The following is a 26,469-nucleotide window of genomic DNA, read 5'->3' as shown; positions in this document are numbered from 1 at the left end:
ACGCGCCAGCGGCTTCCCGCAGGGTAGGACAAATGACAAAGAACAAATAACAAAGGACAAATAACAAATGGCTATAACTCAAAACTATAAATTAAACCTGATTCAATGGTATCCAGGTCACATTGCGAAAGCTGAAAAGAAGCTCAAAGAACAGCTAAAGCGTGTAGATGTGGTGTTTGAGGTACGAGATGCTCGGATTCCCTTAGCAACTCACCATCCCCAAATAGGTGAGTGGGTAGAAGGTAAAAAACGGGTATTGATACTTAACCGAGTAGATATGATTACACCACAAATGCGATCGCTGTGGATCGATTGGTTTAAACGTCAAGGAGAAGTCCCTTATTTTACCAACGCTCAACATGGTAAAGGTATAGCAGAAGTAGCGCGGGCAGCGCAAGCTGCTGGGGTAGAACTCAATCAAAGAAGAAGCGATCGCGGGATGTTACCCCGTCCAGTGCGGGCTGTGGTGATTGGTTTTCCCAATGTCGGTAAATCAGCTTTAATTAACCGCTTATTGGGAAAGCGAGTTGTGGAAAGTGCAGCTCGTCCTGGGGTAACTCGTCAACTACGCTGGGTGCGAATTTCCGAACAATTAGAATTGCTAGATGCTCCTGGTGTCATCCCTTTAAGATTAGAAGACCAAGACGCAGCCTTGAAATTAGCTATTTGTGATGATATCGGTGAAGCATCTTACGATAACCAGCTAGTAGCAGCAGCCTTAGTGGATTTACTCAACTATTTAGAAGCTGTAGCAGGAGATTTATTACCAAAAAAACCATTACAATCTCGTTACCAACTCGATTCCACATCAGACACCGGAGATACCTATTTACACGCCTTGGCAGAGCATCGTTACAAAGGTGATGTAGAGCGAACAGCAAGGCAACTTTTAACAGATTTTCGTAAGGGATTGTTGGGTGAAATGAGTTTAGAATTACCACCAAATTAAATCTAAATTCAAATAGTAAAAATTAGGAAAACTATTTGATTTTTAACAGGACTTACGCAAGTGTCACAAGCAATGGCGCGGCTATGTTGTGCTGCGCACCAAACAACTAGGCGATAATGATAACGTCTTGCCTTTTAATTGCAAAGATAAATAATTTGATAAATTGTTTGACCAGTTTTATAAGCTAAATCTTTGAGCTTAAACCAAACTAAAATAGCGCAGTCAATATGATTTATGGGAGTAGCACATAGTTACTGAAAAATGCGATCGCGCGCGTTAGATATTTCCACTTACCAACTAAATTAGGAATTTCCAAAAAATAAATTATCCAAATAAACGTAGACGCATACTCTTACAAAGAAGCAAGCTATGCAAAGCGTCTGTCTGCGACACGCCGTTCGCGTTCGTAGAAAAGCGGCTACTCTACGAGAACGCCAAAGGCGAAGCCGCAGGCTACCACTCCAAGCGCAGAGAACACAAAAAGAGAAGAAATAGAAAGAAGTTTGGCGTCAGTTTTGAGATATTTTTATTTGGAAGTTTCTTAATACTTTTTTAATGTTGCCTCATGCCTTTCTTTGTCAGGTCAAAAACTCTTTAACGGAGTTTTGATACTACTTTGGGAAATCATCAAAATGCGTTCCCCACACCTACATAAAGGTGTTTGCATTCCTACTCTTGGCTCCAGTGCCCTATACCAATGTAACTTTTCTAATGGTTGTTACCCAATTTATGGTAGCGGGAATTATAACACTAGTATAAAGAGATTTTCGTAAAAATTTATGAGCGCAAAAGTTGATGGAACTTTAAGGACTGCTGGCTGCCAAATCATTGAGCAACTTTATTCAGGTTCTCGTACTCAAGTGTATCGGGCAATTCGAGAATGCGATCGCCTACCAGTTGTCATCAAACTCTTAAAACGAAAATACCCAACTTTTAGCGAATTAGTCCAGTTTCGCAACCAATATGCGATCGCTAAAAACCTAGATATTCCTGGCATTATTAAACCCTACAGCCTAGAAGCCCATCATAATGGCTATGCCCTAGTCATGGAAGACTTTGGTGGTGTTTCGCTGCGGCAATATACTCAAGGAAAAACACTGACATTAGAGCAATTCTTACCCATTGCTTTGCAACTACTAGACACTTTACACCAGTTACATCAACAGCGCGTCATTCACAAAGACATCAAGCCAGCCAACATCTTGATTCACCCTGACACGAACCAAATCAAGCTGATTGACTTTAGTATTGCCTCGCTCTTACCACGAGAAACCCAGGAACTTCAGAGCCTCAATGGACTAGAGGGAACGCTAGCCTATCTGTCGCCAGAGCAAACCGGACGGATGAACAGAGGCATTGACTACCGCAGTGACTTCTATTCTTTAGGCGTGACTTTCTTTGAATTACTGAGTGGAAAATTGCCCTTTGAGTCCTATGAACCGATGGAGTTGGTGCATTACCACATTGCGAAACTTCCACCCTCCCTGTGCGATTTCAACCCCAAATTGCCCTTGATGCTGGGCGAAATTGTCCGCAAACTGATGGCGAAGAACGCTGAAGACCGCTATCAAAGCGCGCTAGGACTTAAACATGACGTTGTTACCTGCTTAGAACAGTGGCGAGAAACAGGCAAACACACCTGGTTTGATTTAGGACAGCGAGATATTAGCGATCGCTTTCTCATACCCGAAAAACTCTACGGGCGGGAATCGGAGGTAAAGACCTTATTAGAAGCATTTGGTGATGTGGCCAATGGTGGCTCTCAACTGATGCTAGTGGCAGGTTTTTCTGGTATTGGCAAAACCGCAGTCGTCAATGAAGTGCATAAACCGATTGTGCGCTGGAACGGCTACTTCATCAAGGGCAAATACGACCAGTTCAACCGCAACATTCCTCTGTCTGCTTTTGTACAAGCCTTTCGCGATTTGATGGGACAGTTGCTTAAAGAAAGCGATACTCAACTGGAGCAATGGCAGAGCAAGATTTTAGCGGCAGTTGGAGAGAACGGGCAAATCCTGATCGAGGTGATTCCTGAACTGGAGCAGCTGATCGGCAAACAGCCGGAGATCGCTGAACTATCAGGCGGTGCGGCACAACACCGTTTCAATCTGCTGTTCCAAAAGTTCATTCAGGTGTTCGCGACCAGAGAGCATCCGTTGGTAATATTTCTGGATGACTTGCAGTGGGCAGATTCGGCATCGCTGAATTTGCTGAAGTTGTTGATGGCTCAAAGCGATTGCAGCCATCTATTCATTATTGGCGCATACCGCAATAACGAGGTGTTTGCGGCTCATCCACTGATGTTGACGCTAGATGAAATTGAAAAAACTTCTTCTAGCATCAAAACCTTGAACCTAGCTCCCTTGAGTCAAGCAGATGTGAACCATTTGATCGCCGACTCGCTTAGTTGTGCAACAAAACAGGCACTGCCATTGACAGAGTTGGTTTATCAAAAAGCCAAAGGCAATCCCTTTTTCACAACTCAGTTTTTGAAAGCGCTACATGAGGATGGGCTGATTAGCTTTAATTGGGAGGCAGGTTTTTGGCAGTGTGATGTAGCACAAGTGCGATCGCTTGCTCTAACTGATGATGTGGTGGAATTTATGGCACAACAACTTCAAAAATTGCCCAACATCACTCAAGATGTTCTGAAACTGGCAGCCTGTATCGGCAATCAGTTCGATTTGGCGACGTTAGCGATCGTTTATGAAAAGTCGCAAGCAGAAACCGCTTCAGACTTGTGGAAAGCATTGCAAGAAGGATTTATCATTCCTACCAATGAAATTTACAAATTTTATCAGAATTCCTCATTGGCGATCGGTCATTTGCAAATGACAAGTGACAAAGGACAAATGACGGTTTACAAATTCTTGCACGATCGCGTCCAGCAAGCTGCTTATTTCCTGATTCCAGACGAACAAAAACAGATCGCTCACCTCACAATTGGGCAACTATTACTGACTCATACACCTGTTAGCAAACAAGACGAAAAATTATTTGAAATCGTTAACCAACTTAATATCGGCAAATCCCTAATTGTCGAGCTATCTAAGCAAATAGAACTCGCCCACCTCAATCTGAAAGCTGGACAAAAAGCCAGAGCCACAACTGCCTATACAGCCGCATCTGAGTATTGCACTACAGGCATCGCTTTGTTAGCTGAAGATATGTGGCAAACGCAGTATGAGTTAACCTTAGCCCTCTATGAAGCTGCCACTGAAGCCGCTTACCTGAGCGGCAACTTTGAACAGATGACACAATTGGCCGCAGTCATAATAGAACACTCTAGAAATCTGTTGGATACGGTCAAGGTCTATGAAGTTCAAATTCAAGCTGCTCAAGCCCAACATCAATTTATAGAGGCAGTGGAGATTGCTCTGAAGATTGTAGAGCGTCTAGGAACGAGTTTTCCCAAACAACCCAGTCAATCAGATATTGCTAAAGCATTCGAGACGACTAAATCGATTTTGGCTGGAAGGCAACCGCTGGATTTAATCAATTTGCCCCAAATGTCAGACCCTAACAAGTTAGCAGTTGTACGGATTCTCGCCGCTGTTACTTCTGCTGCTTTTGTTGTCACTCCAGCGCTGTTACCGTTTATTGTCGTCGAACAGGTGAATTTATCCGTTCAATATGGCAATAGCTCATTTTCGGCAATTGGCTATGGCTACTATGGAATGATACTTTGTGGGATGACGGGAGAGATTGACTTTGGGTATGAGTTTGCACAATTAGCACACTTGTTGCTGGAACATTTCAATGCCAAAGAACTGAAATCCAGAGTCTATGTCGGAATTTACTGTTGCGTGTGGCATTGGAAAGAGCCGCTCAAGAACTCCTTACCGTTTCTCCGGGAAGGCTATGAAGTTGGATTAGAAACGGGAGATTTAGAATCGGCTGCTATTTGCGGATTCATTTACATCTCATATTGTTGGTTTATAGGCAGAGAATTAAGCGATCTCAACCGAGAGAGCGCTGCCTTCCGAGATCAGCTTGGGCAGCTCAACCAAGAAGGTCTTACCAGCCATCTGACCGTTTTTCAGCAACCAATTTTGAATATGCTTGGCGATTCTGCTGAACCTTGGCAGCTGACTGGAAATGCCTTTAATCGAGAGGAAATTGTGCCAGCTCTCGAGCGTTCGGGCGATCAAACTGCGCTGTATTATTTCTATGCCAACCAACTTGGTCTGTGTTACATGTTTGGCAAGTTTGAGTTGGCGGTGTCAGCGGCGATCGCCGCCGAAAACTATACGGGTGGTGCTACAGGCTTATTCATAGTTCCGCTCTGCTACACCTATGATTCTCTAGCCCATCTGGCAATCTATTCTCAGGTTTGTGAGGCACAACAGCAAAACATTCTGCAACGGGTGGCTAAAAATCAGGAAAAAATGCAAAAGTGGGCTGACCATGCTCCAGAAAATTACCTGCACAAATTTTATTTAGTTGAAGCCGACCGATACCGAGTCTTAGGGCAGAAATCAGAGGCAATAGATTTGTACGATCGCGCCATAACTCTAGCCAAAGAACACGGCTACACTCAAGAAGAAGCACTCGCCAATGAACTGGCAGCTAAATTCTACCTGAATTGGCACAAAGAGCGCATTGCTCAGTCATATATGACCCAAGCCTACTATGGCTATGCTCGTTGGGGCGCTAAAGCAAAAGTCGCTGACTTGGAACGACGCTATCCCCAACTCCTCGCCCCCATCTTAGAGCAAACCCGTTTTCCCCTCTCAACTAACGAAACTATTTTCACCTTGGAGAGTCTCACCTCCACCAGTTCCGCCACTTCCAATAGTAGCAGCGTCTCTGTTGCTTTAGATTTAGCTACCATTCTCAAAGCTTCCCAAACTCTTTCTCGGGAAATCGAACTCGAAAAACTGCTTTCAGCTTTGCTGCATATCGTCATTGAAAATGCTGGAGCCGATAAATGTGTATTCATGCTTTTGCAATCAGAGCGGTTGCTAGTTCAGGCTTTAGCACAACTTTCCCTGAGCAGTCTACAGAACCAAGCTGCCAAAGTTGATTTTTACCCGATGTTATTCAACCCACAGCCTGTTGAAGACTCAGTTGATGTACCAGTTGGCTTAATTAATAACGTCAAACGCAATTTACAACCAGCAGTAATTACTGATGCCACGGTGCATCCGCAATTAATTAACGATCCGTATATTCAGCAACAGCAACCCAAGAGTATCTTGTGCAGCCCGATTTTGAATCAGGGTAAGTTGTTGGGCATATTGTATCTGGAAAATAATTTGGCAACCGGAGCCTTTACAAGCGATCGCGTCGAACTGCTGAACTTACTTTGTGCCCAAGCCGCAATTTCTCTGGAAAATGCCCGAATTTACCAAAATTCTCAGAACTATGCGCAACAGTTGGCACAATCTCTAGCAAAATTGCAAGCTAGTGAAATCCGCTTCCAAAATTTGGCAAATAATATTCCTGGGATGGTGTACCAATTCCGTTTGGAGGTGGATGGTTCAACTTCAACACCCTACGTTAGTTCTGGCTGTCTCGACTTATATGAGTTAGAGCCAGAGTTGGTAATGGCAGGGACGCATAGCCTTTACGCTATGAATCATCCTGACGATCGCCCGGCTCTTGCCCAAGCGCTCGCCTACTCAGCTGAAAATCTTACACCATTTGAGGAAGAATGGCGGATTATCTTGCCTTCAGGAACCGTAAAATGGATTCAATCTGCTTCTCGGCCAGAGCGACAAGCCGATGGGTCAATCATTTGGGATGGGGTAGTAATTGATATTAGCAATGGCAAAGAGGCTGAACTATCTCTAGCCAAAGAACGAGAGTTTTTGAATGCCATCATTCACAATATTACCGATGGGATTGTTGTTTGCGATGCAAGTGGCAAATTGACTCTATTTAACAAAGCAACTCGTGAATTTCATGGTGTACCAGTAGAATCATTACCAGCAGAACAATGGGCAGAACACTTCGATCTCTATCAACCTGATGGTCAAACACCTCTATTAACCACGGAAATTCCTTTATTTCGCGCCTTGCAAGGAGAAATCGTCGAAAATGCGGAAATGGTAATTGCGCCGAAGCATGGTTCTAGGAGAATTTTATTAGCTAGCGGACAAGCGATCTTCGATGCTTCAGGTAACAAACTCGGTGCAGTAGTTGTGATGCGAGATATTAGCGAAAGGGCGCGGCTTGAAGCCGAACGCAAACTTGCTGAACTTGCCTTGCAGCAAAAATCATTTGACTTAGAACAAGCGCTAACCGATTTGCAAAACGCCCAATTACAAATGGTGCAAAGTGAGAAAATGTCTGCACTAGGGAATTTAGTTGCTGGTGTCGCTCACGAAATGAATAATCCTCTCGGTTTTATTGCTGCGAGTCTTAAACAAGCTAAACCTACCCTTACTGATGTAATTGAACACTTAAAACTGTATCAATCAAGCTTACCCAATGCAAGTGATGAAATCCAAGACCATGCCGAAGAAATCGACTTGGATTATAGCTTAGAAGACTTGCCTAAGATGATTGATGCCATGTCGATGGCGTGCGATCGCCTGAAAAATATCAGCACCAGTTTACGAACTTTCTCGCGTGCCGATAAAGATTATAAAGTACCATTTAATATTCACCAAGGCATCGATAGCACGATTTTAATTTTGAAACATCGTCTCAAGGCTAACGAGCAACGTCCAGCAATTGAAGTGATAACTGAATACGCCACTTTACCTCAAATTGAGTGTTTCCCTGGACAACTAAATCAAGTATTTATGAATCTATTAGCAAATGCTATTGATGCCTTGGAGGAATCGAATATTGGTCGAAGCTTTGACGAAATTAAAGCAAATCCAAACAGCATTACAATTACCACTACAGTAGAAAATAATTTAGTTAAAATTACAATTGCTGATAATGGTAAGGGTATAGAGGAAGAAGTAAAACAAAAAATGTTTGACCATTTATTTACGACAAAAGCTGTCGGTAAAGGCACAGGATTAGGACTTGCGATCGCTCGACAAATCGTCGAAGAAACCCACAACGGAAAATTGCATTTTAACTCAGTTCTGGGTCAGGGAACAGAATTTATCATTGAAATTCCAGTATAATTTTTAGTCAAATTATTCTAGAAAAACATGGCAAAGCGATCCAAGTGAATTCTAAACTTGGCGAAGGAACTGAATTTGTGATTCAGCTACCATTGTTGGCATAAACGAAAAAGGACTGACAAGATTGCGACCCAATACTTCTCAGGTTTTGGGGAAAAGGGGAAGGTGGGGCCCCAAGAAGGGGATAAGGGGCGAGGGAAAAGGGAAAGAAAAAACCTTTAACCCAAACCCAGTACCCTTTTCCCCAAACCCGATTCCGAGTTAAAAATGCTTTACCCGAAAAGTATTGGATTGCGACCCCAGGAAGGCAAATTCCTAACTCCAAACTTTTTACGCTTTTCCAGCAGCTACCACAGAGTTTTTCTTCAAAAGTTCCACAGCGGCTTGATATTGCAGATCCGCTTCAGTACCAATTTCTTCGCGGTTAATGGCTGGTTGGGAAATAACTTTATCTGGCTTAATACCTAGTTTGTTAATATCCCGGTGTTCAGGAGTTTCATACTTAGCAATTGTGACTGCTAAACCCGAACCATCTGATAATTCAAACAAGGATTGAATTAATCCCTTGCCAAAGGTAGTTTCGCCTACCAACTGGGCACGACCGTTATCTTGGAGTGCGCCAGCAAGAATCTCACTGGCACTGGCAGTTCCTTGATTTACCAAAATCACCAGAGGATCTTTCGTCAGGGCTGGCCCAAAGGCTTCAAAACTACCTTGAATACCTTGTCGGTTAACAGTGTAAACAATAGTGCCAGAATCTAACCAGAGACGGGCAATTTCAATTCCTGATTGCAATAATCCCCCAGGATTATTTCGTAAATCTAGAATGTAGGCAGCAGCGCCTTTTTTTTCTAGACTAGAAATAGCGTGTGCCAACTCTGTTGAAGCGTTGGCATTAAATTGTGTAAGACGTAGGTAGCCAATGGGTGTACCCTCAGCAGAAACACGCAAATCTGAAACCACAGGGTTAAGGGCAATGCGATCGCGTGTCAGTCTAATTTCCGTTTCTGCTTCTCCGTCCCGTTCGATTACGAGAGTCACAAGGCTGCCACTGGGTCCGCGCATTCTGGTAGCAGCTTCATCAAGGGTGAGATTTTCTGTGGAAACACCTTCAATTTTGAGAATGCGATCGCGTGGTCGAATCCCCGCTTTATCTGCCGGTGAACCGGCGATAGGAGCCACTACTTCTAACTTCCCATTCTCAGAATTCAAGGCAATTTGCAATCCTACCCCAGTCAGTTCCCCAGAAGTATTGACCTGCAAGCTGCGGTACTGTTCTGGATCTAAAAAGCGGGTAAAAGGATCGTCGAGGCTCTTGAGCATCTTCCCAATTGCCTCATAACTGGCATTTGAATCTGGCAGTGGTTTTTCCAGAACCTTTTGCCGCACAGCCGCCCAGTTTTGATGATTAAATGTCTCATCTAGATAAGTACGATTAACAATTCGCCAAACTTCCGAAACCAGCTTTTGTTCTCCAGTCAAAGCCAGCGATGGCTGAGTGAGCGTACCCAACGCCAAGCAAACCGCCATTAACAATGAAAATCCAACCCGAAAGACTTGTTTATTCATGAACCCCATTATCAATTCCACCTCAACCCAAATTGCCTAGATAATGCCCACTTCCTCTGTTGTTGATGAAATCTATCTCTCGATTATGTTACTTTTTTTATAGAAGTGGTGCATTTTTCTCATCAAGTTGTTCAGTCAACTGATGCATCGTATCCACTCACCAAAGGATAAAATCTACTTTGTGTCCACCATTTTGTGTGTAGGGGCGTAAAGAGATCGCAATATATTCCATCTTTACAGAGTGTAAAGTTTCTGAAGTCTCTTAGCACACTGAAAGCTAAAAAGCAAAGAAAAAAAACTCCTCTTTACTAAAATCCCAAAATTGTTAATTGGGAGAGAAGTCTGAGCGAAGGCTTCTGCCGATTCAGAACTTCGGGATTTATCAACCGCAACCGACTTTTAGGAACTTGAGATTGTATGGCTAACGTTTACGACTGGTTTGAGGAACGCCTGGAAATTCAGGCACTCGCCGAAGACGTTACTAGCAAGTACGTCCCTCCCCACGTCAACATCTTTTACTGCCTGGGTGGAATTACCTTGGTTTGTTTTCTCATCCAGTTTGCTACTGGATTTGCCATGACGTTCTACTACAGACCAACAGTTACTGAAGCTTTTTCCTCAGTCCAGTACATCATGACTGACGTAAACTTCGGTTGGCTAATTCGCTCCATCCATCGCTGGTCTGCCAGCATGATGGTGTTGATGATGATTTTGCACGTCTTCCGGGTTTATCTCACTGGTGGTTTCAAAAAGCCCCGCGAATTGACCTGGGTAAGTGGTGTGATCCTTGCTGTGATTACCGTTTCCTTCGGAGTTACCGGCTATTCTCTACCTTGGGATCAAGTTGGCTACTGGGCTGTGAAAATCGTTAGCGGCGTACCAGAAGCAATTCCTGTGGTTGGAGTTCTGATTTCCGACCTATTGCGCGGTGGTTCCAGTGTTGGTCAAGCAACACTAACTCGTTACTACAGCGCACACACATTTGTACTGCCTTGGTTGATTGCAGTATTCATGCTGTTTCACTTCTTAATGATCCGCAAGCAAGGCATTTCCGGGCCTTTGTAATCTCAGCTATTAGTGAAAGGCAACATTTGTCAGTTTTCAGATCGAGTTGTTTGTTTTAAACTTATGAAACACAAGAAATTAATTGCACATAAGTTCCAAAAAACCAATACTTGTATCTGGAGCGTAAAGCTATAGAAAACTTCAGGCGGATGACTGTAGATATAGAAACGCTGTTTCCTGCCTTTTGGTTGCCTAGTAGCTGATAGCTTTCACAAATGCTTTAATTTAACTTAAGCAGGAGAGCACATTTCAAAATGTCAACACAAAAAAAACCTGACCTGAGCGATCCTCAGTTAAGAGCCAAACTCGCTAAAGGCATGGGTCACAACTACTATGGTGAACCCGCTTGGCCAAATGACTTACTTTACGTCTTTCCAATTGTGATCATGGGTTCCTTCGCTGCGATTGTGGCTCTAGCCGTGCTAGATCCCGCAATGACAGGTGAACCAGCAAATCCTTTCGCCACACCATTGGAAATTTTGCCAGAGTGGTACTTGTATCCAGTCTTCCAAATTTTGCGATCGCTTCCTAACAAACTTTTAGGAGTGTTAGCAATGGGTTCTGTACCAGTAGGTCTAATCCTCGTTCCCTTTATTGAGAACGTGAATAAGTTCCAAAACCCCTTCCGTCGTCCAGTCGCAACCACAGTATTCCTCTTTGGTACCCTTGTCACCTTGTGGCTGGGTATTGGTGCTGCTTTGCCATTGGATAAATCTTTGACCTTGGGACTATTCTAAATTAGTCACCACAAAGTTCTTTGACGCCTGTGAGTTTCAAGAGCAGATGCAGATGTGCTTTTGAAAACAATCAACAGGCGTCAATTTTAACAGTAAAGAATTCAGAATTCAGAAGCCAGAATGGGCTAAACGCCCCGAAGAGAGCTAACAGAATTAAAACGTGAACGAAAAAGCGGATAACGCCACCCAAAGTGAATCCGTGTATCTTACAGGAAAGCAAGTTATGCATAGCGTCTTATAGATAGTGTCTGCATAAATGGGTTTAAGTTCCCCACTAAAATATGCTTTTTTTAGTGCTCAACAAGATAGTGTTGGATTTGTAGCCAAATCCCGCAGTGTATCCCTCACTGATTTCCTTCTGTTAGCGGATAGCTAAGGTTTAGCCCATTCTGAATTCTTTATTCTGTATTCTTCTTCAATCGTTCAGATTGCTTCTGGGATTTGCAGTTTTGGATAGAAAAGCTATTCCCAAATCTCAAATCATCAAAAGTCAACAAATACAAACATTTCTGACTTACTTAACGTAAGTTGCTAGTTACAACCCTCGTCAATGCCAAAATCATTCATGTTTTGTATTTTGGTACATAGAATATATCAATTTAGATTTTTTTATGTCAGAGAAATTTTGCGAACAGCGCAGAATTTAATAACTAGCAACTTGGGTTTACTTATATTCAACTCACAGTTAATGCTTAGTATAGTGCAGCAAGACCATCTGACGGTTAAGAGCGAACTCAGGCTCTTAAACCAAGTGCAAGAATGGTTTGAGCAATTTTGTCTGCAACACTTGTCTCAACTTGGCTGGTCAAAAACCCAACTCGATCGCCTCAATTTAGCATTAGCAGAAGGCTTTACCAATGCTGTTCGTCATGCTCATCATGCTTTACCGCCAGAAACAACCATTGAGATTAACGTTTATCTGTGGATTGACCGACTAGAGATTAGAATTTGGGATTATGGAAAACCTTTCAATCCTGATGCGATCGCAGAGCCAGCCCCAGGTACTCTGCAAGTAGGTGGGTATGGATGGTTTCTCCTCCGGCGGTTGGCTGACAAGGTTGTATACGAACGTGGTGCGGATGGTAGAAATTGCCTACTCATTGTCAAGTACTCTGTAGAAGCACAAAAGTAACAGTGAAGTCAAGGCTAAAGGTAAAGAATAGTTCTGATGTCAATTTTGGCTTGTGAGCAAAGTGGGGCGTAGGGAAGGAGTCTCGACAAAAAACGAGGGTTTTTCTTCTCTACAATACTCTCTTGTAATAGGAGGCAAACAAATAAAACTTCCATATAGCCGTCATCAAGCTAATGAAGACTTTGCTTCAATTTGAGCTACAAACTTTCAAACAGAAGCGGTTTTTGTTAAAATACATTGTTATTTGATTGATAAAAGTATACTTCTTTTTCAATGTTATTTAAATTGGAGAAATATATTTTTTACGTGAAATTACCGATCGTTATTATGATTTTTTTGTAAAGTTTTCAGTAAAGCTTTTGTATAAAAAGAACTAGTGAATATAGTAAAAATAGCATTCGAGCTACACTAGCTGCTTTGTTAAGATTTGTCAGCAGTGTTGAGAGTCTTAATGTTTGTTCTCCAACAAGTGCCATTTCGTGATTAAAGAGATAGACACAATAGGGGAACAAAATATTATGACTAAGACAGCCCTAATTACAGGAATTACTGGTCAAGATGGCTACTATCTCAGCCATTTGCTCCTCAACCGTGGTTATCGAGTTGTCGGATTAGTACCCCCACATCGACAAACTAATTTGACAAAACTGGGAATACTGGCAAATCAAGTAGAAATTTTTACAGTTGACTTGAGGGATAGTGCAGCACTGTTGACCGCAGTTGAACAACTGCGTCCCCAAGAAATTTACAATTTGGCGGCTCCCAGTTTTGTACCCGACTCCTGGAACGACCCATTGGGAACTTTGGATTTAATAACTGGTACAGCTACTAGGCTCTTGGAAGCAGTACGAAAAGTTGGTTTGTCTACCAGATTTTATCAAGCCAGCAGTTCAGAAATGTTTGGCGATGTATTTCTCTCGCCTCAAGATGAGGAAACCGCTTTTCGTCCCAAAAATCCTTATGCTGCGGCTAAAATGCACGCTCACTGGACGATGGTGCATCATAGACAGCGCTATGGACTATTTGCCTGTAGCGGAATTTTATATAATCACGAGTCTCCTCTACGCGCACCTCAGTTTGTCACACGCAAAGTTTCTTTGGCAGCTGCATCAATTAAATTGGGTTTAACTGACACATTAGAAATGGGTAATCTGGATGCCAAACGTGATTGGGGCTTTGCAGGTGATTATGTAAAGGCAATGTGGCTAATGTTGCAAATTGATCGGCCAGAAGAATATGTGATTGGCACTGGCAAACTACACAGTGTGAGAGATTTAGTTGCCACAGCCTTTGAGTCTGTGGGCTTGGATTGGAAGCAGTATGTAGTTTTAAATACTAACTTGTTGCGACAAGATGAGCATTTTCAACTAGTAGCTAACCCCAGTAAAGCTAAAATAAACCTCGGCTGGGAACCCCAAGTAAGCTTTGAGGAACTTTTAGAAAAAATGGTAAAAACAGATTTAGAGCGGTTACAAAGCGGTGCCATCGCGCCCTTACCGCAAGTGTAAATAATCTAAGATGCAAATCACTACAGTGACAAAAAACCTGAATTTAGGTAATAAAGTTAATAAACAAACTAACCATGTCTTTGTGTTTTTAGAAATTTTTGCTCACGAAGGTGGTATTCAATCGTATATAAAAGATATTTTTCGCGCCTATTTGGGATTGGGTCAAGACTACAAAGCAGAAGTTTTTTTGCTGCGAGATAGTACTGATAGCTTAAATCCGTTTGAAGACGAGAACTTAAAATTTCATTACTTTAAAAATCAGTCTCCCTATTTGGGGAGATTGCAAATGGCAGCAGCTTTACTGAAATGTCTGTTGCAGAGCCGTCCGCAGCAGGTTTTCTGCGGTCACATTAACTTAGCAGTATTAATCCAAACACTTTGCCAGCCCTTGGGGATTCCTTACACCGTGCTAACTTACGGCAAAGAAGTCTGGGAACCGTTGAAAAATCAGGAACGTCGTGCCCTGATATCAGCAGAAAGAATTTGGACAATTAGTCGCTACAGCCGCGATCGCGCTTGTGTTGCCAATAGTCTAAACCCAAACATGGTACAGATGCTGCCTTGTGCAATTGATGCGGATAAATTTACTCCTGGCTCCAAACAACCAGAATTAATCCAGAAGTATGGCTTAACTGATGCGAAAGTGTTAATGACAGTAGCGCGGTTATGGTCAGGAGATATTTACAAGGGTGTAGATGTCACCATTCGGGCATTACCACAAATCGCTGAAGTTTTCCCAGAAGTGAAATATTTGGTAATTGGTCGCGGCGATGACCAACCGCGATTAGCTAAACTTGCTGCATATTTAGGTGTGAGCGATCGCGTCGTGTTTGCTGGTTTCGTTGCCACAGAAGAATTAATGGAACATTATCGGCTTGCTGACGCCTATATTATGCCGTCGCAAGAAGGCTTTGGCATAGTTTATCTAGAAGCAATGGCTTGTGGAGTGCCGGTGTTATCTGGTGACGATGATGGCTCCGCTGACCCCTTGCAAGATGGTAAACTGGGATGGCGAGTTCCACACCGCAATCCTGATGCTGTAGCAGCAGCTTGTATAGAAATGCTTCAAGGGAATGACCAGCGATGTGATGGAGAGTGGCTAAGAGAACAGGCGATCGCTCTGTTTGGCATCAATGCCTTTCAACAGCACTTACACAAAATGCTGCTATCCTCAGTAATAAAGTCCATTTGAGTCCAAATGACAAACGATCGATAACTCATAACTAATGACTAAAATCGCTATCCTAGAAGGAGAGCAGGACGAAATTTATTAAAAATGAGCTTTAAGTCATTTCAATTGAATCTTTTAAATCTCCGCCCTTGGCTCACCCTGCTGGCAGTTTTTTGGCTGCTGGCATCAGTGGGCTTGGGTTGGTTAGTTAATTCACTGCTAATTATTTTCGGGTTACTGTTGTTAGCACCTATTGTGGCTTTTTTTGGCTTTCGTTGGTGGCTGCAACGCAACTTGGTTGCCGATCGATGTCCCGTTTGTGGATATGAATTTACAGGTTTAAATAACACTCAGTTGCAATGTCCTAATTGTAAGGAATTACTGTTAGTGCAAAATAGTCATTTTCAGCGCTTCACACCAGAAGGCACAATTGATGTCACTGCTGTCGAAGTTCCCGCTAAATCACTGGAAGAATAGTCAAGGATCGTTAGTCATTAGCAAAGTATAAATGACTAATGACTATTTATTTTTTTGTGAGATTGAGAGGTTGTAAGTATACTGTTGCTGGGATAGTTCGCCCACATACAGCGAGTATTTTCCTGCCTGCCAATAACCAGAAAGTTCTGACTTACCTCCAGAGTAACTATCTGCTAATACACAAAAGCGCCCTCCAGGCCCGTCGATCAGGAGTGTTGGCTTTCCTTGACTCTCTACTGTTAATCGTAAATAAGGTAGTGACTCTGTAACTTGGATAACTTGACTAGGTTCAGTGGTAATATTGCCACAATTACTTTTGACAGTTCCCCCAGACTTTCCCTTCAAAACCAGTGGATCTGGTTGGAAATTCCGACCAATTTGAATTGTTGGTGTCTGTGCCAAATTAGCCTCAGTGAAAGCCAAACTCATCGCCAAAGCTGTGGGAATAATTGCAAGTAGCCTCAGAGTCTTCATTTTAATGAATGCTCCAGATTTTTTTTAGAGCAATATTGTTATACAGTCCGATTTATATAGACGACAGCAATTCCTCTTGGTTCCAAAAGCTGCCGTATAAAGTAATACTAGTCAGTTAAGGATTATTTGTGAAGATTTGATAGGTGTATGTAGAGAGGTTGCATTGCAACGTCTCTACAATTGATGCCTGAAAGGTCTTGCATCCACAGACATTAGCTAAAATCACAAAGACAACCACCAAAAATAGAATTTGGTTAGTCTATTGTTGAATAAGTATGCTAATGAGTTAGGAAAGATTGATGAATCCTCAACCAGAAGAAGACTTACAGCGGCGTCTCAATCAGCTAGAGGCAGAGATTAATTCCCCGCCTGGGGTGGTTTCACAAGAACAAAAACAAACGCCTCAGTCTATTTTTGCCAGCTTCAACTTGCAACTAGAGCGATTTCAGATTTGGTTCAACAGCTTATCTGGGGCAAAAAAGCTGGTAGTTTCAGGTGTGACGGTGCTAGTAGGCTTGGCGATGCTGCAAGCAGTTTTTAAACTAGTTGCATCTATAATCAGTCTGGCACTTTTGGCAGTGTTAGTGTATGTTGGATACAAATTTTTTGTGTCTGGTAGCTTTCAACGTAAGCAATAAGTTGATATGCATTTACTTTGCACTCTGCCCAAAGTTATGAAAGTCAGGAGCCGAAATAAAAACGGCTTCTGACTTACAGAGGATTTCCAGGAAGTTGAAGTACACAAGCTAAGTGTCAAAACTAGGTATAAAGCCTATTTGATTTCTGTTAGCGCAGCTTATTCAGACTCCTGAATTCTGCTGCATAACTCCTAAATCCTATTTCAATATGCTTTTCTTTTTGCTGACGAGCTTAGTCTATTTTAATTGTGCCGATCGCGGCGTAGAAATAATATCAAAGGAAATTATACGATGACGTCACCAATTGTCAGAAGAACTAGTAATCAATCTGGTCAGTCAAAAAAATCGGAAAGAGCCAATTCGCTGCTACTAGGAAGTAGGCGTTTTGCTGCTTGGGCGGCTGAAATTACACTAGTGGTGACTAGTGGGTTGATTCCCTTCGGCCTTGGTGTCTATGCCAATTCTAGAAGCGATCTGAACCGAGTACCGCTTAACCCCGTGCTGGTAGTCACAGAAAGAGCGATCGCCAGACCCCTAGCTCTACCTGTGAGCTATGGCATCCGTAACGTAGCATGGCCGACTAATATTTTGTGGACAATCGCCTTGTTAGCGCCTGTAACTCTCTCGTGGTGGCAATTGTATTTATTAGCTAAGACTGGTAGCACAATTCCTAAACGTTGGTTAAAAGTGCGGGTTGTCAACGAGCAAGGGAAGCCGCCCGGATTAGGGGCAGTTGCGATCAGAGAAGGCGTTGGGCGTTGGACTGTACCCATTTCCATTGCCTATCTGCTGTGGCGCTACAGCTTTGCTTTTCCCAATTTAGGATTATTCACATTTTTGTCTTTATTAATGATTGTGGGTGAAGGGATTGGCTTACCGTCCCGTCGGGGGCGTCGCGCACTCCACGATCGACTCGCAGGTACTTATACAATTGATGCAGTTTTAGCTAGCAACAGACAAGCTCAGTCTGCTGACGGTAATGAAGAAGCAGCAGAATGGCAAGAGGGAGAAGAATTAGCGGCAGATCGAACCAGCCAATCGCATAATTTGTGGCGGCGAATACAGCAAAATCCCAATCTGACTTTGTTTGGGGTAGGGCTAACGAGTATGACTGCTGTGCTGGCAACTTTAATCGGTACTCAAGTTTATATCCAAATTCAACAATCCCAGCGAGCAACCAAGCAAATCAACAGCCAACAATTCCTCGAACTTGTCAAACAATTGACTCCCAACTCTGGGGCGACTAATGAGCAACGCCAAAGTGCAATTCTGGCTATGGGTGGTCTTAATGACCCACAATCCATTAAATTTCTGGCGGATTTATTAGTTAGCGAAACTGACCCCAGCCTTCTGGATACAATTCAACAAGCTTTGACAACTGTCGGGCCCCAAGCCATCCCAGAACTCAAAAATAAGAATCAGTTTTTGGTGAGCGAACTGGAATCTGTAGGTAGCACTGCAACCAAAGAGCGGGAATTACGCCAAGGTCGGTTACAAAGAAACCAACGAACAATCAACAAGATTCTCTCTGTTTATAGCGGTAAAAAAATCGACGGTGTTGACCTTAGTAGAACCCAATTAGGTCAAAGCGGTACTCCAGGAAGTTCTTTCTTCAACTTGGTACTGGACAATCTTGATTTATCAGGAGTTAAGTTTAAATCTGCAAATCTTAACCAAGCCAGCTTTAAGGGTACCCGCTTTCGGAGTGTAGGTGAAGATGGACGCTGGGATACCTACGACGATGTAATGGCTGATTTAAGCCAAGCTCAGTTGCAGCAAGCTAATCTTACTGATGCTAACCTCAGTCGCGTCTTGATGAACCGCATCGATTTGAGTCGTGCCACTCTTAACAGAGCCAATTTATCCAACGCGCGTCTATATGATGCTAAACTCAACAGCACCCAACTAGTAGGAGCCGATCTGCGAAACGCAGTTTTGGAAAAAGCTAGCTTGACTGGGGCTGATTTAGGCGATGCTAAATTGAACGAAGCCAATCTGTATGCAGCGCGTTTAGGTCGCGCCACTGCGATCGGCACGCAATTATCTTTTGCCAACTTAATTAACACTGATTGGCAAGGGGCAGATTTATCAGGAGCTTATTTGGATCGTGCTAATCTCAGCAATGCTAACTTCAGCGCTACTCGTTTAACTGGTGCTGTTTTACGTTCTGCCCAAATGGAAAACGTTAACTTGCAAAATGCTGACCTGAGTCTTGCAGATTTACGAGGGGCAAACGTTGCTGGAGCAGATTTTAAAGGAGCAATTCTCGCTCCTAGCAAACAAGATCCAGCAGATCAATTTGTCCAAACCCCAGATTTAGGCTCAGTATCTGCCGTAGTCCAAGGGGTTGATTTTTCTCAAGCCAAAAATTTAGATGCCAAGCAATTAGCATACATTTGTACTCAAGGAGGCATTCATCCCCGTTGCCCGTAGAATGAGAGGGAGGCAGAGGAGCAGAGGGGCAGGGAGCAGGGAGCAGGGGAAGATGAGGGAAATCAAGGACAAAAAGACAAAGAGACAAGGAGAATAACCTATGCCAATGCCCCATGCCCCATGCCCCATGCCCCATGCCCAATGACAAATGACAAATGACAAATTGGTGTGAGGAGTTGGTTATGAAATATATTCCATCTTTGGTTTCAGTTTTAGGGGCTGGTTTGATCTTGAGTCTGGCGAGTACGAAACCAGCACAAGCTCAAGTAGCTTATGGCAGTTATATTGGTATCGGCCCCACTGTTGGTTTTACCGATGGTATCCAATTGGGGGGAGTAATCGCGGGGCGCTACAAGCTTTTGGAAGCACCAATATCACTCCGCGCTCAAGTATTAATTGGTAGTAATACGGCTGTTGTTCCAACGGTTTCTTACGATTTACCCCTCAACTGGCAAGCTGATGCCTACCTGGGTGCGGGATTAGTTTTAGCTGGTGGCGGTGATTCTTCTCCTGTAGGTGACAAAATTAGTTTTGCCTTACAACCGGGTATTGATTATATGATCCCAAATAGCAATACTGTCCTTTTTGGCAATGCTATTATTGCTTTTGATGCCTACCGAGATAGCAGTGGTACAGCTATTTCCGTACAAGGTGGCGTTGGTTTAAGATTTTAAGGGACATGTTATCCCTAAGAAGCGTTAAACTTCATTGCAAATTAAGAAGTTAGTCCAAACAACGTGATAGTTTTTGGTCATGAAGAGAGACAGCACAGGATTAACACAGGAGAACACAGTGGCAATGGAATCAAATTTATTAACGGATGCGGGCGCAGATGAAATGAATCAAGATTTCAGTGAATATGTTGCCAACTTGCAACTTCACATGACTCTGCAAGCTCGTAATCTTGTTCCAACGCTGAAGCAAACACTGGTAGATAGTCGCCACCAATTACTCCATCAAACCCAAGCCAACTTTGAAAAGCTAGTTTCTCGGCAAGGGTTATAAAATATATACAAATTTTAATCAAAATTCAAATAAAATAAGGGCAGATGTTGTTGGGTCAATGCCAATGGTGTTCTCACAAGGTCTGCTTTTTCTGCTTTTTAAGTATTAAGTTACTAAAATCACCCTTTTGGCACAATAGTAGAGAGCAGAAACTAGTTAAGATTATTGCAGCAGTTCCTTCCTTTGAAGAGCAGTTAGTTAAGGCTAAATGGCGGCTCGAATAAAAATGACTTCATTACTTCCCAGAAACCTCAGCGTTATTATCCGACCAGTCCAATATCGGGATCTGGACGGAATTGAGCGCATAACTCAAGAGTCATTAGCAGCCCTTACTCCGAAGGGAGCAGGTTTTGCCATCAGCCAGATGCAAAGGCTGCGTCGTTGGTATGGATTACTCAAATTTTTAAGTTGGTTTCCTAACCCGCTACAGTATCGCCTTTGTGCTTTTGTTGCAGAGCAAGGGCGGACACTTTTAGGAATGATTCAAGTGTCACCCTTTAACCGCACACGTAGCACTTGGCGGATCGATCGAGTGTTGCTAGAGCGTGGTGTTGATAAACAAGGAATTGGTTCGCCACTTTTGCGTCATTGCTTTGAATCGATTCTGGAAGCTCGGACTTGGTTACTGGAAGTTAATATCAATGACATAGAGGCGCTGGCATTATATCGACAAAATGGATTCCAGCGTCTAGCAGAAATGACATACTGGGAAATTGGGTCAGAATTACTGGCTGAATTGGCACAAGCAGAGCCAGACTTGCCCAACCTCTTACCTATAAGTAATGCTGATGCCCAGTTGCTATATCAACTAGATACGGCATCGATGCCACCTTTGGTACGTCAGGTTTTTGACCGCAATACCCGCGACTTTAAAACCAGTTTGTTTGGCGCTTTAACTGATGCAGTGAAGCAATGGCTGACCAAAACAGAAGTAGTCAGTGGTTACGTATTTGAACCGCAACGCAAAGCTGCGATCGGCTATTTTCAGGTGCAACTCGATCGCAAAGGTGAAGTTCCCCATGCTGCAACGCTGACAGTTCATCCTGCTTACACCTGGCTTTATCCAGAATTACTATCTCAACTGGCTCGTATTGCCCAAGATTTTCCTCAGCAAGGGTTACAACTAGCCTCCTCAGACTATCAGGCAGAGCGAGAAGAATATTTGGAGCGAATTGGAGCAAAACGCATAGAACATACATTAGTGATGTCTCGCTCTGTGTGGCACAAGCTACGAGAGTCGAAATTTGTCTCCTTAGAAGGAATCCAATGGACTGATATGCTGCAAGGTTTACAACCAACTCGTAAACCTATACCAGGTGGGATGTCATGGATACAACCAGGGAAACTGCCATCCTCAGATAAACCACTGCCAATCAAGCCAGAACCGATTAACTTTCCGGTAAAAAACCCTAGCATAGAAACATCGCCGATTACTGAATCAGCAGATGGACAGCAGGAGAATTAGTGTGATATCCCAAGAGCAACCAAAACCTTTTATTTCAGCGTTGGGACTAGATTTTGGTCGCAAGCGGATTGGTGTGGCTGGATGCGATCGCACGGGTTTAATTGCCACGGGTATCGCTACAATTGAACGCACATCTTTTGAGCAGGATGTCGAGCAAATCCGACAAATCGTTAATGAACGTGAGGTGCAAATTCTAGTTATGGGCTTACCTTATTCAATGGATGGCTCACTAGGATTTCAGGCTCGTCAAGTTCAGAAATTTACTAAAAGACTTGCTAAAGCACTAAACTTGCCTGTGGAATATATGGATGAGCGATTAACTTCATTTCAAGCAGAGCAACTGCTGATAGCTGAAAACCGCTCCCCATCACGCCATAAAGGTTTAATTGACCGCAAGGCAGCCGCTTTAATTTTGCAACAATGGCTGGATCTTAAACGTGCCAACTCTCGCAGCTCAATTGCGGCTATTGAATATTGATACCTTTTAACATGATATTCTGAAAACGATTAGCCAGCAGTTGTATCTACGTATAAAGCTATTTGTTTGACATCATAATATGTCATTCACTATAGTTAAGCGATTTTCAAACTTGCTGGTATTTATTAAATTTCTACATTTCGGCTATGTTTTCCTCTCCATTTCCTGAAGAAAATGATAACGCTCATGCGGGTTCCATCACTTTAACCGATGACAAAGGGCGATCGCTCGACTGTTATATAGAGCATTCCCTAGAGGTAGATGGACAAGAATACGTTTTGCTTCTTCCTGTAGACTCACCTGTAGAAATTTTTTCTTGGGAAGGTGATGGTGAGGAAGAAGAAGCGGTTCTGGTAGAAGATGACACGATCATTGAGCAAATTTTTGCTAATGCCCAAGCTGTACTATCTGAGCAGAACTTGGTACTGAAGAACACAGCTTATGCTTTGACAGTTGCAGGTGATTTACCACCAGTTGAAGAATCAGAACTCTTCACCTTAGAAATCGAAGACGAAGAGGCAGATTTAGAGCCTGAACAATTACAGCTACTTGCTAGCTTTTATGAAGAAGATCAGGAGTATGCAATTTATACACCCCTAGATCCTCTGTTGTTTTTTGCACGGATAACAAAAACAGGTGAGCCAGAATTACTTTCTCCAGAGGAGTTTAGGAAAGTGCAACCTCTGTTAGAAGAACATCTTTTTAATGAAGTGGAATAAGATTAAAAATTCAAAATGAAAATATTGCATTTTGAATTTTTAATTGGGAATTTTCATTGTAATCAAAATCTACCTAAACCTTTTACCATGTCCTATAAAATGTGGAAGCGATGAAACATTGACACTAAATTGGGACAATTAGTATTGTTTAAAATTATGGAACAAGCATTTTGGTCGTGATTTTCAATTCCATTATCTAAATCTAAAATTGGTATGAGGTGCTGAAAATGACTTATAGCGATTTTACATTAAGTAAATTTAAAAAGTCATTCAGCATCTGCATTGATGAAGAAACTGATTTATGTGCTGACATACAACCTTTACAGGCAAGTGAGAAACTCAAAAATTTTTTAGAAGAAACTACAGAACTGGCTTTAGCAATTAATACTGAAAAAGCTCGTTCAGAAATGATTATCACTCCGATATTGTTGGAGATAAGACGCAGAGCGAGTTATCCAATTAGCTTATTTTCGGGAACAGATTTTAATGTCGATGCAGAAAAAGGTCTGAATGGATACTGTGACTTTATCATCAGTCGTTCTAAAGAGCAGCTAACAATTAATGTGCCAGTGGTGGTTATTATTGAAGCCAAAAATGAAAATATTAAAGGTGGATTAGGTTAATGTGCAGCCGCAATGTTGGCAGCGCAATTGTTTAATCAACAAGAATGAAATGAAATTAGAAAAATTTATGGTGCGGTAACAACAGGGGATATTTGGAAGTTTTTGAAGTTAGAAGGAAAGGATATATTTATTGATTTGAGTAATTATTACATCAAAGAAATAGATAAGATTTTAGGGATTTTATCTCAAAATGTTCAGGGAGACATTCCAGGATGGAGTTCGACTAACTAAACTATATTGGGTTATGCTCATTTGTCTTAGCTATCTACATTTGACTGTTGACTATGGTCTGGAACAATCTTTTACAGCCTGATTTGATTTTAGAAGGTTCAGTGTTGAACCTAACACCAGATATTATCCAAAAATACGGGCTTAAAGGGCTAGTATTGGATGTAGATGAAACTTTAGTACCCTTTACAGTCGGGATAGCTTCCCCAGAACTACAAGAGTGGGTAGAGCAAATCCGTACCTGTACTGCACTGTGCTTGGTGAGTAACAACCTGAGTGAAGCGCGAATTGGTGGAATTGCGCGATCGCTCAACTTACCTTACTACTTGGGTGCAGCCAAGCCTTCCCGACGCAAAATTAGAGCCGCACTGAGGGGAATGGATCTACCAGTGCATCAAGTGGGGATGGTAGGCGATCGCTTATTCACCGATGTTTTAGCAGGTAATCGCCTGGGAATGTTTACCATTCTAGTGGAACCGATTGTTCATGCTGATGCGGCTCTGCGCTCTCATCCCGTCCGCAACTTTGAAGTTTGGATATCTGAAATTCTGGGAGCCTCTATTACCCCCAAGAAAACCAAGATTCACAAAACTTGAGAAATCGTCAGGAAAGTAAATCTAAAGAAATGGTTAAGGAATCATACTGGAAGCAAAAAATCGGGGATCATAAGTATTAATAACATGGGGTCAGCCAAAAAAGATCCTAACTCATAATAAGTAAATATACTTCCGTAAAGCGTCAACCTTCACTATAGAAGGATTGGCGCTTTACAATTTCTTTAGTCATTTGTCCTTTGTCATTTGTCCGTTGTCATTCGTCAGTTACTAATGACCAATGACTAATGACCAATGACTAATAACCAATGATTAATGACTAATGACTAATGGCTAAAACAATTGTTGTCAAAATCGGTACTTCCAGCCTAACTCAACCAGAAACGGGACAATTAGCACTTTCTACCATTGCTACTTTGGCGGAAACACTTTGCCATTTAAGACGCCAAGGACATCGGGTGATTTTGGTTTCTTCTGGCGCTGTCGGTGTGGGTTGTGCGCGATTGGGTTTAACTGAACGTCCGAAAGCGATCGCACTCAAACAGGCTGTAGCAGCAGTTGGACAAGGTCGGTTAATTCGGATATATGATGATTTATTTACTACCTTGCAACAAGCGATCGCTCAGGTATTACTGACACGCAGTGACTTGGTACAGCGCAGCCGCTATCTCAACGCCTACAATACTTTTCAAGAACTATTAGGACTGGGAGTTATCCCTGTAGTTAATGAAAATGATACCGTAGTCATAGACGAACTAAAATTTGGTGATAATGACACCCTTTCGGCATTGGTTGCCAGCTTAGTAGAAGCAGATTGGCTATTTTTGCTCACCGATGTCGATCGGCTATACTCAGCCGATCCGCGTTCCGTACCAGATGCGCGGCCGATCGCTTTAGTGAGTAGCATTAAGGAATTAACTCAATTACAAATACAAACAGGTTCCCAAGGTTCTCAGTGGGGTACTGGCGGTATGGTGACAAAGATTTCGGCTGCGAGAATTGCGATCGCAGCGGGAGTCCGTACCGTAATTACCCAAGGGCGATTTCCCCGGAATATCGAAAAAATTATCCAAGGCGAATTGATTGGGACGCATTTTGAACCGCAACCCGAACCAACTTCGGCGCGTAAACGTTGGATAGCTTACGGACTTGTACCTGCGGGTAAATTGTATTTAGATGAAGGAGCGATCGCGGCAATTTCTCTAGCAGGAAGATCCTTATTAGCAGCTGGAATTAAGGCGATAGAAGGAGAGTTTGACACGCAGGATGCGGTGCAATTGTGTGACACGAACGGTAACGAAATTGCCAGAGGACTTGTGAATTACAACAGCAATGAATTGCAAAAGATTTGTGGGCGTCATTCACGAGAAATTTCTACAATTCTAGGATATGTCGGTGCAGAAACCGTGATTCATCGGGATAATTTGGTTTTGACTTAAAATGGAAATAAGATAAATTTTGTGACTATTAACTGAGATGTTAATTTTTACATTAGACTCATAATTATTAAGTTTAATGGTGTGACAACAAAGAAGGCAGTTGGTGCATGGAATAAAAAACACGCGCTCCAGATGCCTCAAGTAGATTAGCTTCACTTTGCTCGGTGTAACCTAAAACTCTCATTCCAGCGGCAACACCCGCACGTACACCCAAAACGCTATCTTCTACAACAGTGCAAGATGCAGCTTGAAACCCCATATTTTTAGCCGCATATAAGAATAAGTCAGGTGCTGGTTTCCAGCTTTCAATTTGATATGAGCTAAAGATACGTCCTTCAAATCGAGGCAGTAGGTTAGTTACACGCAAAGCTAACTTAATTTTTTCCGGTGGACCACTGGAAGCAACGCAAATAGGTAGATTAATCTTGTCTAAAGCTGCTTCTATTCCTTCTACAGGATGTAGTTCACGCTCAAATGCCTCAGCAGTACGGGTACGAAGCTGAGTTACAAAATCTTCTGGCAGCTTTTTTCCAAGTCTATGCTCAATGACAGCAACACAATCAGCCATTTTGCAACCCTTAAATAACAAAATAGCTTCTTCAAGTTTGATTGCAAGTCCAAACTCAGCGACAAATTCCACAAGAACGCGATTGCCTAATCCCTCGCTGTCTACTAACACTCCATCACAATCAAAAATAACTAATTCTGTTTGCACGC

The 26,469-nt window shown here is 42.6% G+C and carries 20 protein-coding genes and 1 pseudogene; 18 read left to right on the top strand and 3 right to left on the bottom strand.

Annotated elements, in window-relative coordinates:
• Nucleotides 1-67: 67 nt before the first annotated feature.
• Nucleotides 68-949: a ribosome biogenesis GTPase YlqF gene (gene ylqF, locus NSTC731_RS22825; protein ID WP_445626923.1), complete on the top strand. Its 882-nt coding sequence runs from the start codon at nucleotides 68-70 to the stop codon at nucleotides 947-949.
• A gap of 779 nt (nucleotides 950-1,728) precedes the next feature.
• The gene (locus tag NSTC731_RS22820) at nucleotides 1,729-8,037 is read left to right on the top strand and encodes an ATP-binding sensor histidine kinase (protein WP_445626922.1); all 6,309 of its coding nucleotides are present in this window, start codon (nucleotides 1,729-1,731) and stop codon (nucleotides 8,035-8,037) included.
• Between the two features lie 330 nt (nucleotides 8,038-8,367).
• Here the strand turns inward: NSTC731_RS22820 and ctpA are convergent, their stop codons facing one another.
• Entirely contained in the window at nucleotides 8,368-9,615 is a 1,248-nt protein-coding gene (gene ctpA, locus NSTC731_RS22815; protein ID WP_445626921.1) for a carboxyl-terminal processing protease CtpA, read from the bottom strand.
• Between the two features lie 408 nt (nucleotides 9,616-10,023).
• On the opposite strand from ctpA, the gene petB reads away from it, so the two are divergent.
• The 6 genes from petB (at nucleotide 10,024) to NSTC731_RS22785 (ending at nucleotide 15,696) form a co-directional block, all read left to right on the top strand.
• Nucleotides 10,024-10,671, top strand: coding sequence for a cytochrome b6 (petB, locus tag NSTC731_RS22810; RefSeq protein WP_322675438.1), 648 nt, complete (start codon nucleotides 10,024-10,026; stop codon nucleotides 10,669-10,671).
• Between the two features lie 254 nt (nucleotides 10,672-10,925).
• Nucleotides 10,926-11,408, top strand: a complete 483-nt coding sequence (gene petD / locus NSTC731_RS22805) for a cytochrome b6-f complex subunit IV (protein ID WP_069068452.1) — start codon at nucleotides 10,926-10,928, stop codon at nucleotides 11,406-11,408.
• Between the two features lie 688 nt (nucleotides 11,409-12,096).
• On the top strand, nucleotides 12,097-12,540 hold the full coding sequence (locus tag NSTC731_RS22800; RefSeq protein ID WP_334720184.1) for an ATP-binding protein: 444 nt from the start codon (nucleotides 12,097-12,099) through the stop codon (nucleotides 12,538-12,540).
• A gap of 518 nt (nucleotides 12,541-13,058) precedes the next feature.
• Nucleotides 13,059-14,048 carry a GDP-mannose 4,6-dehydratase gene (locus NSTC731_RS22795; protein WP_445626920.1) on the top strand — a complete coding sequence of 330 codons (990 nt, stop codon included), beginning with the start codon at nucleotides 13,059-13,061 and terminating at the stop codon, nucleotides 14,046-14,048.
• A 10-nt stretch (nucleotides 14,049-14,058) separates the two neighbouring features.
• The gene (locus NSTC731_RS22790) at nucleotides 14,059-15,240 is read left to right on the top strand and encodes a glycosyltransferase (protein WP_445626919.1); all 1,182 of its coding nucleotides are present in this window, start codon (nucleotides 14,059-14,061) and stop codon (nucleotides 15,238-15,240) included.
• Between the two features lie 84 nt (nucleotides 15,241-15,324).
• Nucleotides 15,325-15,696 (top strand): hypothetical protein, encoded by a 372-nt coding sequence (locus NSTC731_RS22785; protein WP_445626918.1) that lies wholly within the window; start codon nucleotides 15,325-15,327, stop codon nucleotides 15,694-15,696.
• Nucleotides 15,697-15,738: 42 nt separating this feature from the next.
• Here NSTC731_RS22785 and NSTC731_RS22780 read toward each other — a convergent pair whose 3' ends face one another.
• Entirely contained in the window at nucleotides 15,739-16,170 is a 432-nt protein-coding gene (locus NSTC731_RS22780; RefSeq protein ID WP_322694729.1) for a hypothetical protein, read from the bottom strand.
• A gap of 299 nt (nucleotides 16,171-16,469) precedes the next feature.
• Between NSTC731_RS22780 and NSTC731_RS22775 the strand changes: the two genes are divergently transcribed.
• From NSTC731_RS22775 to proB, 10 genes and pseudogenes are all read left to right on the top strand, one after another.
• On the top strand, nucleotides 16,470-16,808 hold the full coding sequence (locus NSTC731_RS22775; RefSeq protein ID WP_445626917.1) for a hypothetical protein: 339 nt from the start codon (nucleotides 16,470-16,472) through the stop codon (nucleotides 16,806-16,808).
• A gap of 291 nt (nucleotides 16,809-17,099) precedes the next feature.
• Nucleotides 17,100-19,241, top strand: a complete 2,142-nt coding sequence (locus NSTC731_RS22770) for a pentapeptide repeat-containing protein (protein WP_445626916.1) — start codon at nucleotides 17,100-17,102, stop codon at nucleotides 19,239-19,241.
• A gap of 182 nt (nucleotides 19,242-19,423) precedes the next feature.
• Entirely contained in the window at nucleotides 19,424-19,915 is a 492-nt protein-coding gene (locus NSTC731_RS22765) for a hypothetical protein (protein WP_445626915.1), read from the top strand.
• A gap of 124 nt (nucleotides 19,916-20,039) precedes the next feature.
• Complete coding sequence (locus NSTC731_RS22760) at nucleotides 20,040-20,246, top strand: hypothetical protein (RefSeq protein WP_322690484.1); 207 nt, start codon at nucleotides 20,040-20,042, stop codon at nucleotides 20,244-20,246.
• 208 nt (nucleotides 20,247-20,454) lie between these two features.
• Nucleotides 20,455-21,711 carry a GNAT family N-acetyltransferase gene (locus NSTC731_RS22755; RefSeq protein WP_445626914.1) on the top strand — a complete coding sequence of 419 codons (1,257 nt, stop codon included), beginning with the start codon at nucleotides 20,455-20,457 and terminating at the stop codon, nucleotides 21,709-21,711.
• A gap of 1 nt (nucleotide 21,712) precedes the next feature.
• A complete protein-coding gene (ruvX, locus tag NSTC731_RS22750; protein ID WP_445626913.1) occupies nucleotides 21,713-22,189 on the top strand; it encodes a Holliday junction resolvase RuvX in 477 nt (158 codons plus the stop codon).
• Nucleotides 22,190-22,335: 146 nt separating this feature from the next.
• The gene (locus NSTC731_RS22745; RefSeq protein ID WP_322682818.1) at nucleotides 22,336-22,908 is read left to right on the top strand and encodes a DUF3727 domain-containing protein; all 573 of its coding nucleotides are present in this window, start codon (nucleotides 22,336-22,338) and stop codon (nucleotides 22,906-22,908) included.
• Nucleotides 22,909-23,135: 227 nt separating this feature from the next.
• Nucleotides 23,136-23,762: pseudogene (locus tag NSTC731_RS22740) on the top strand (hypothetical protein).
• Between the two features lie 53 nt (nucleotides 23,763-23,815).
• Nucleotides 23,816-24,355 (top strand): YqeG family HAD IIIA-type phosphatase, encoded by a 540-nt coding sequence (locus tag NSTC731_RS22735; RefSeq protein WP_445626912.1) that lies wholly within the window; start codon nucleotides 23,816-23,818, stop codon nucleotides 24,353-24,355.
• A gap of 287 nt (nucleotides 24,356-24,642) precedes the next feature.
• The gene (proB, locus tag NSTC731_RS22730; RefSeq protein ID WP_445626911.1) at nucleotides 24,643-25,752 is read left to right on the top strand and encodes a glutamate 5-kinase; all 1,110 of its coding nucleotides are present in this window, start codon (nucleotides 24,643-24,645) and stop codon (nucleotides 25,750-25,752) included.
• A gap of 73 nt (nucleotides 25,753-25,825) precedes the next feature.
• Here proB and NSTC731_RS22725 read toward each other — a convergent pair whose 3' ends face one another.
• Complete coding sequence (locus NSTC731_RS22725) at nucleotides 25,826-26,467, bottom strand: HAD family hydrolase (RefSeq protein ID WP_445626910.1); 642 nt, start codon at nucleotides 26,465-26,467, stop codon at nucleotides 25,826-25,828.
• Nucleotides 26,468-26,469 lie beyond the last annotated feature (2 nt).

The organism is Nostoc sp. DSM 114167, from assembly GCF_052692655.1.
The sequence above is the reverse complement of the archived record's forward strand: the minus strand, read 5'-3'. Positions and strand labels throughout refer to the sequence as shown.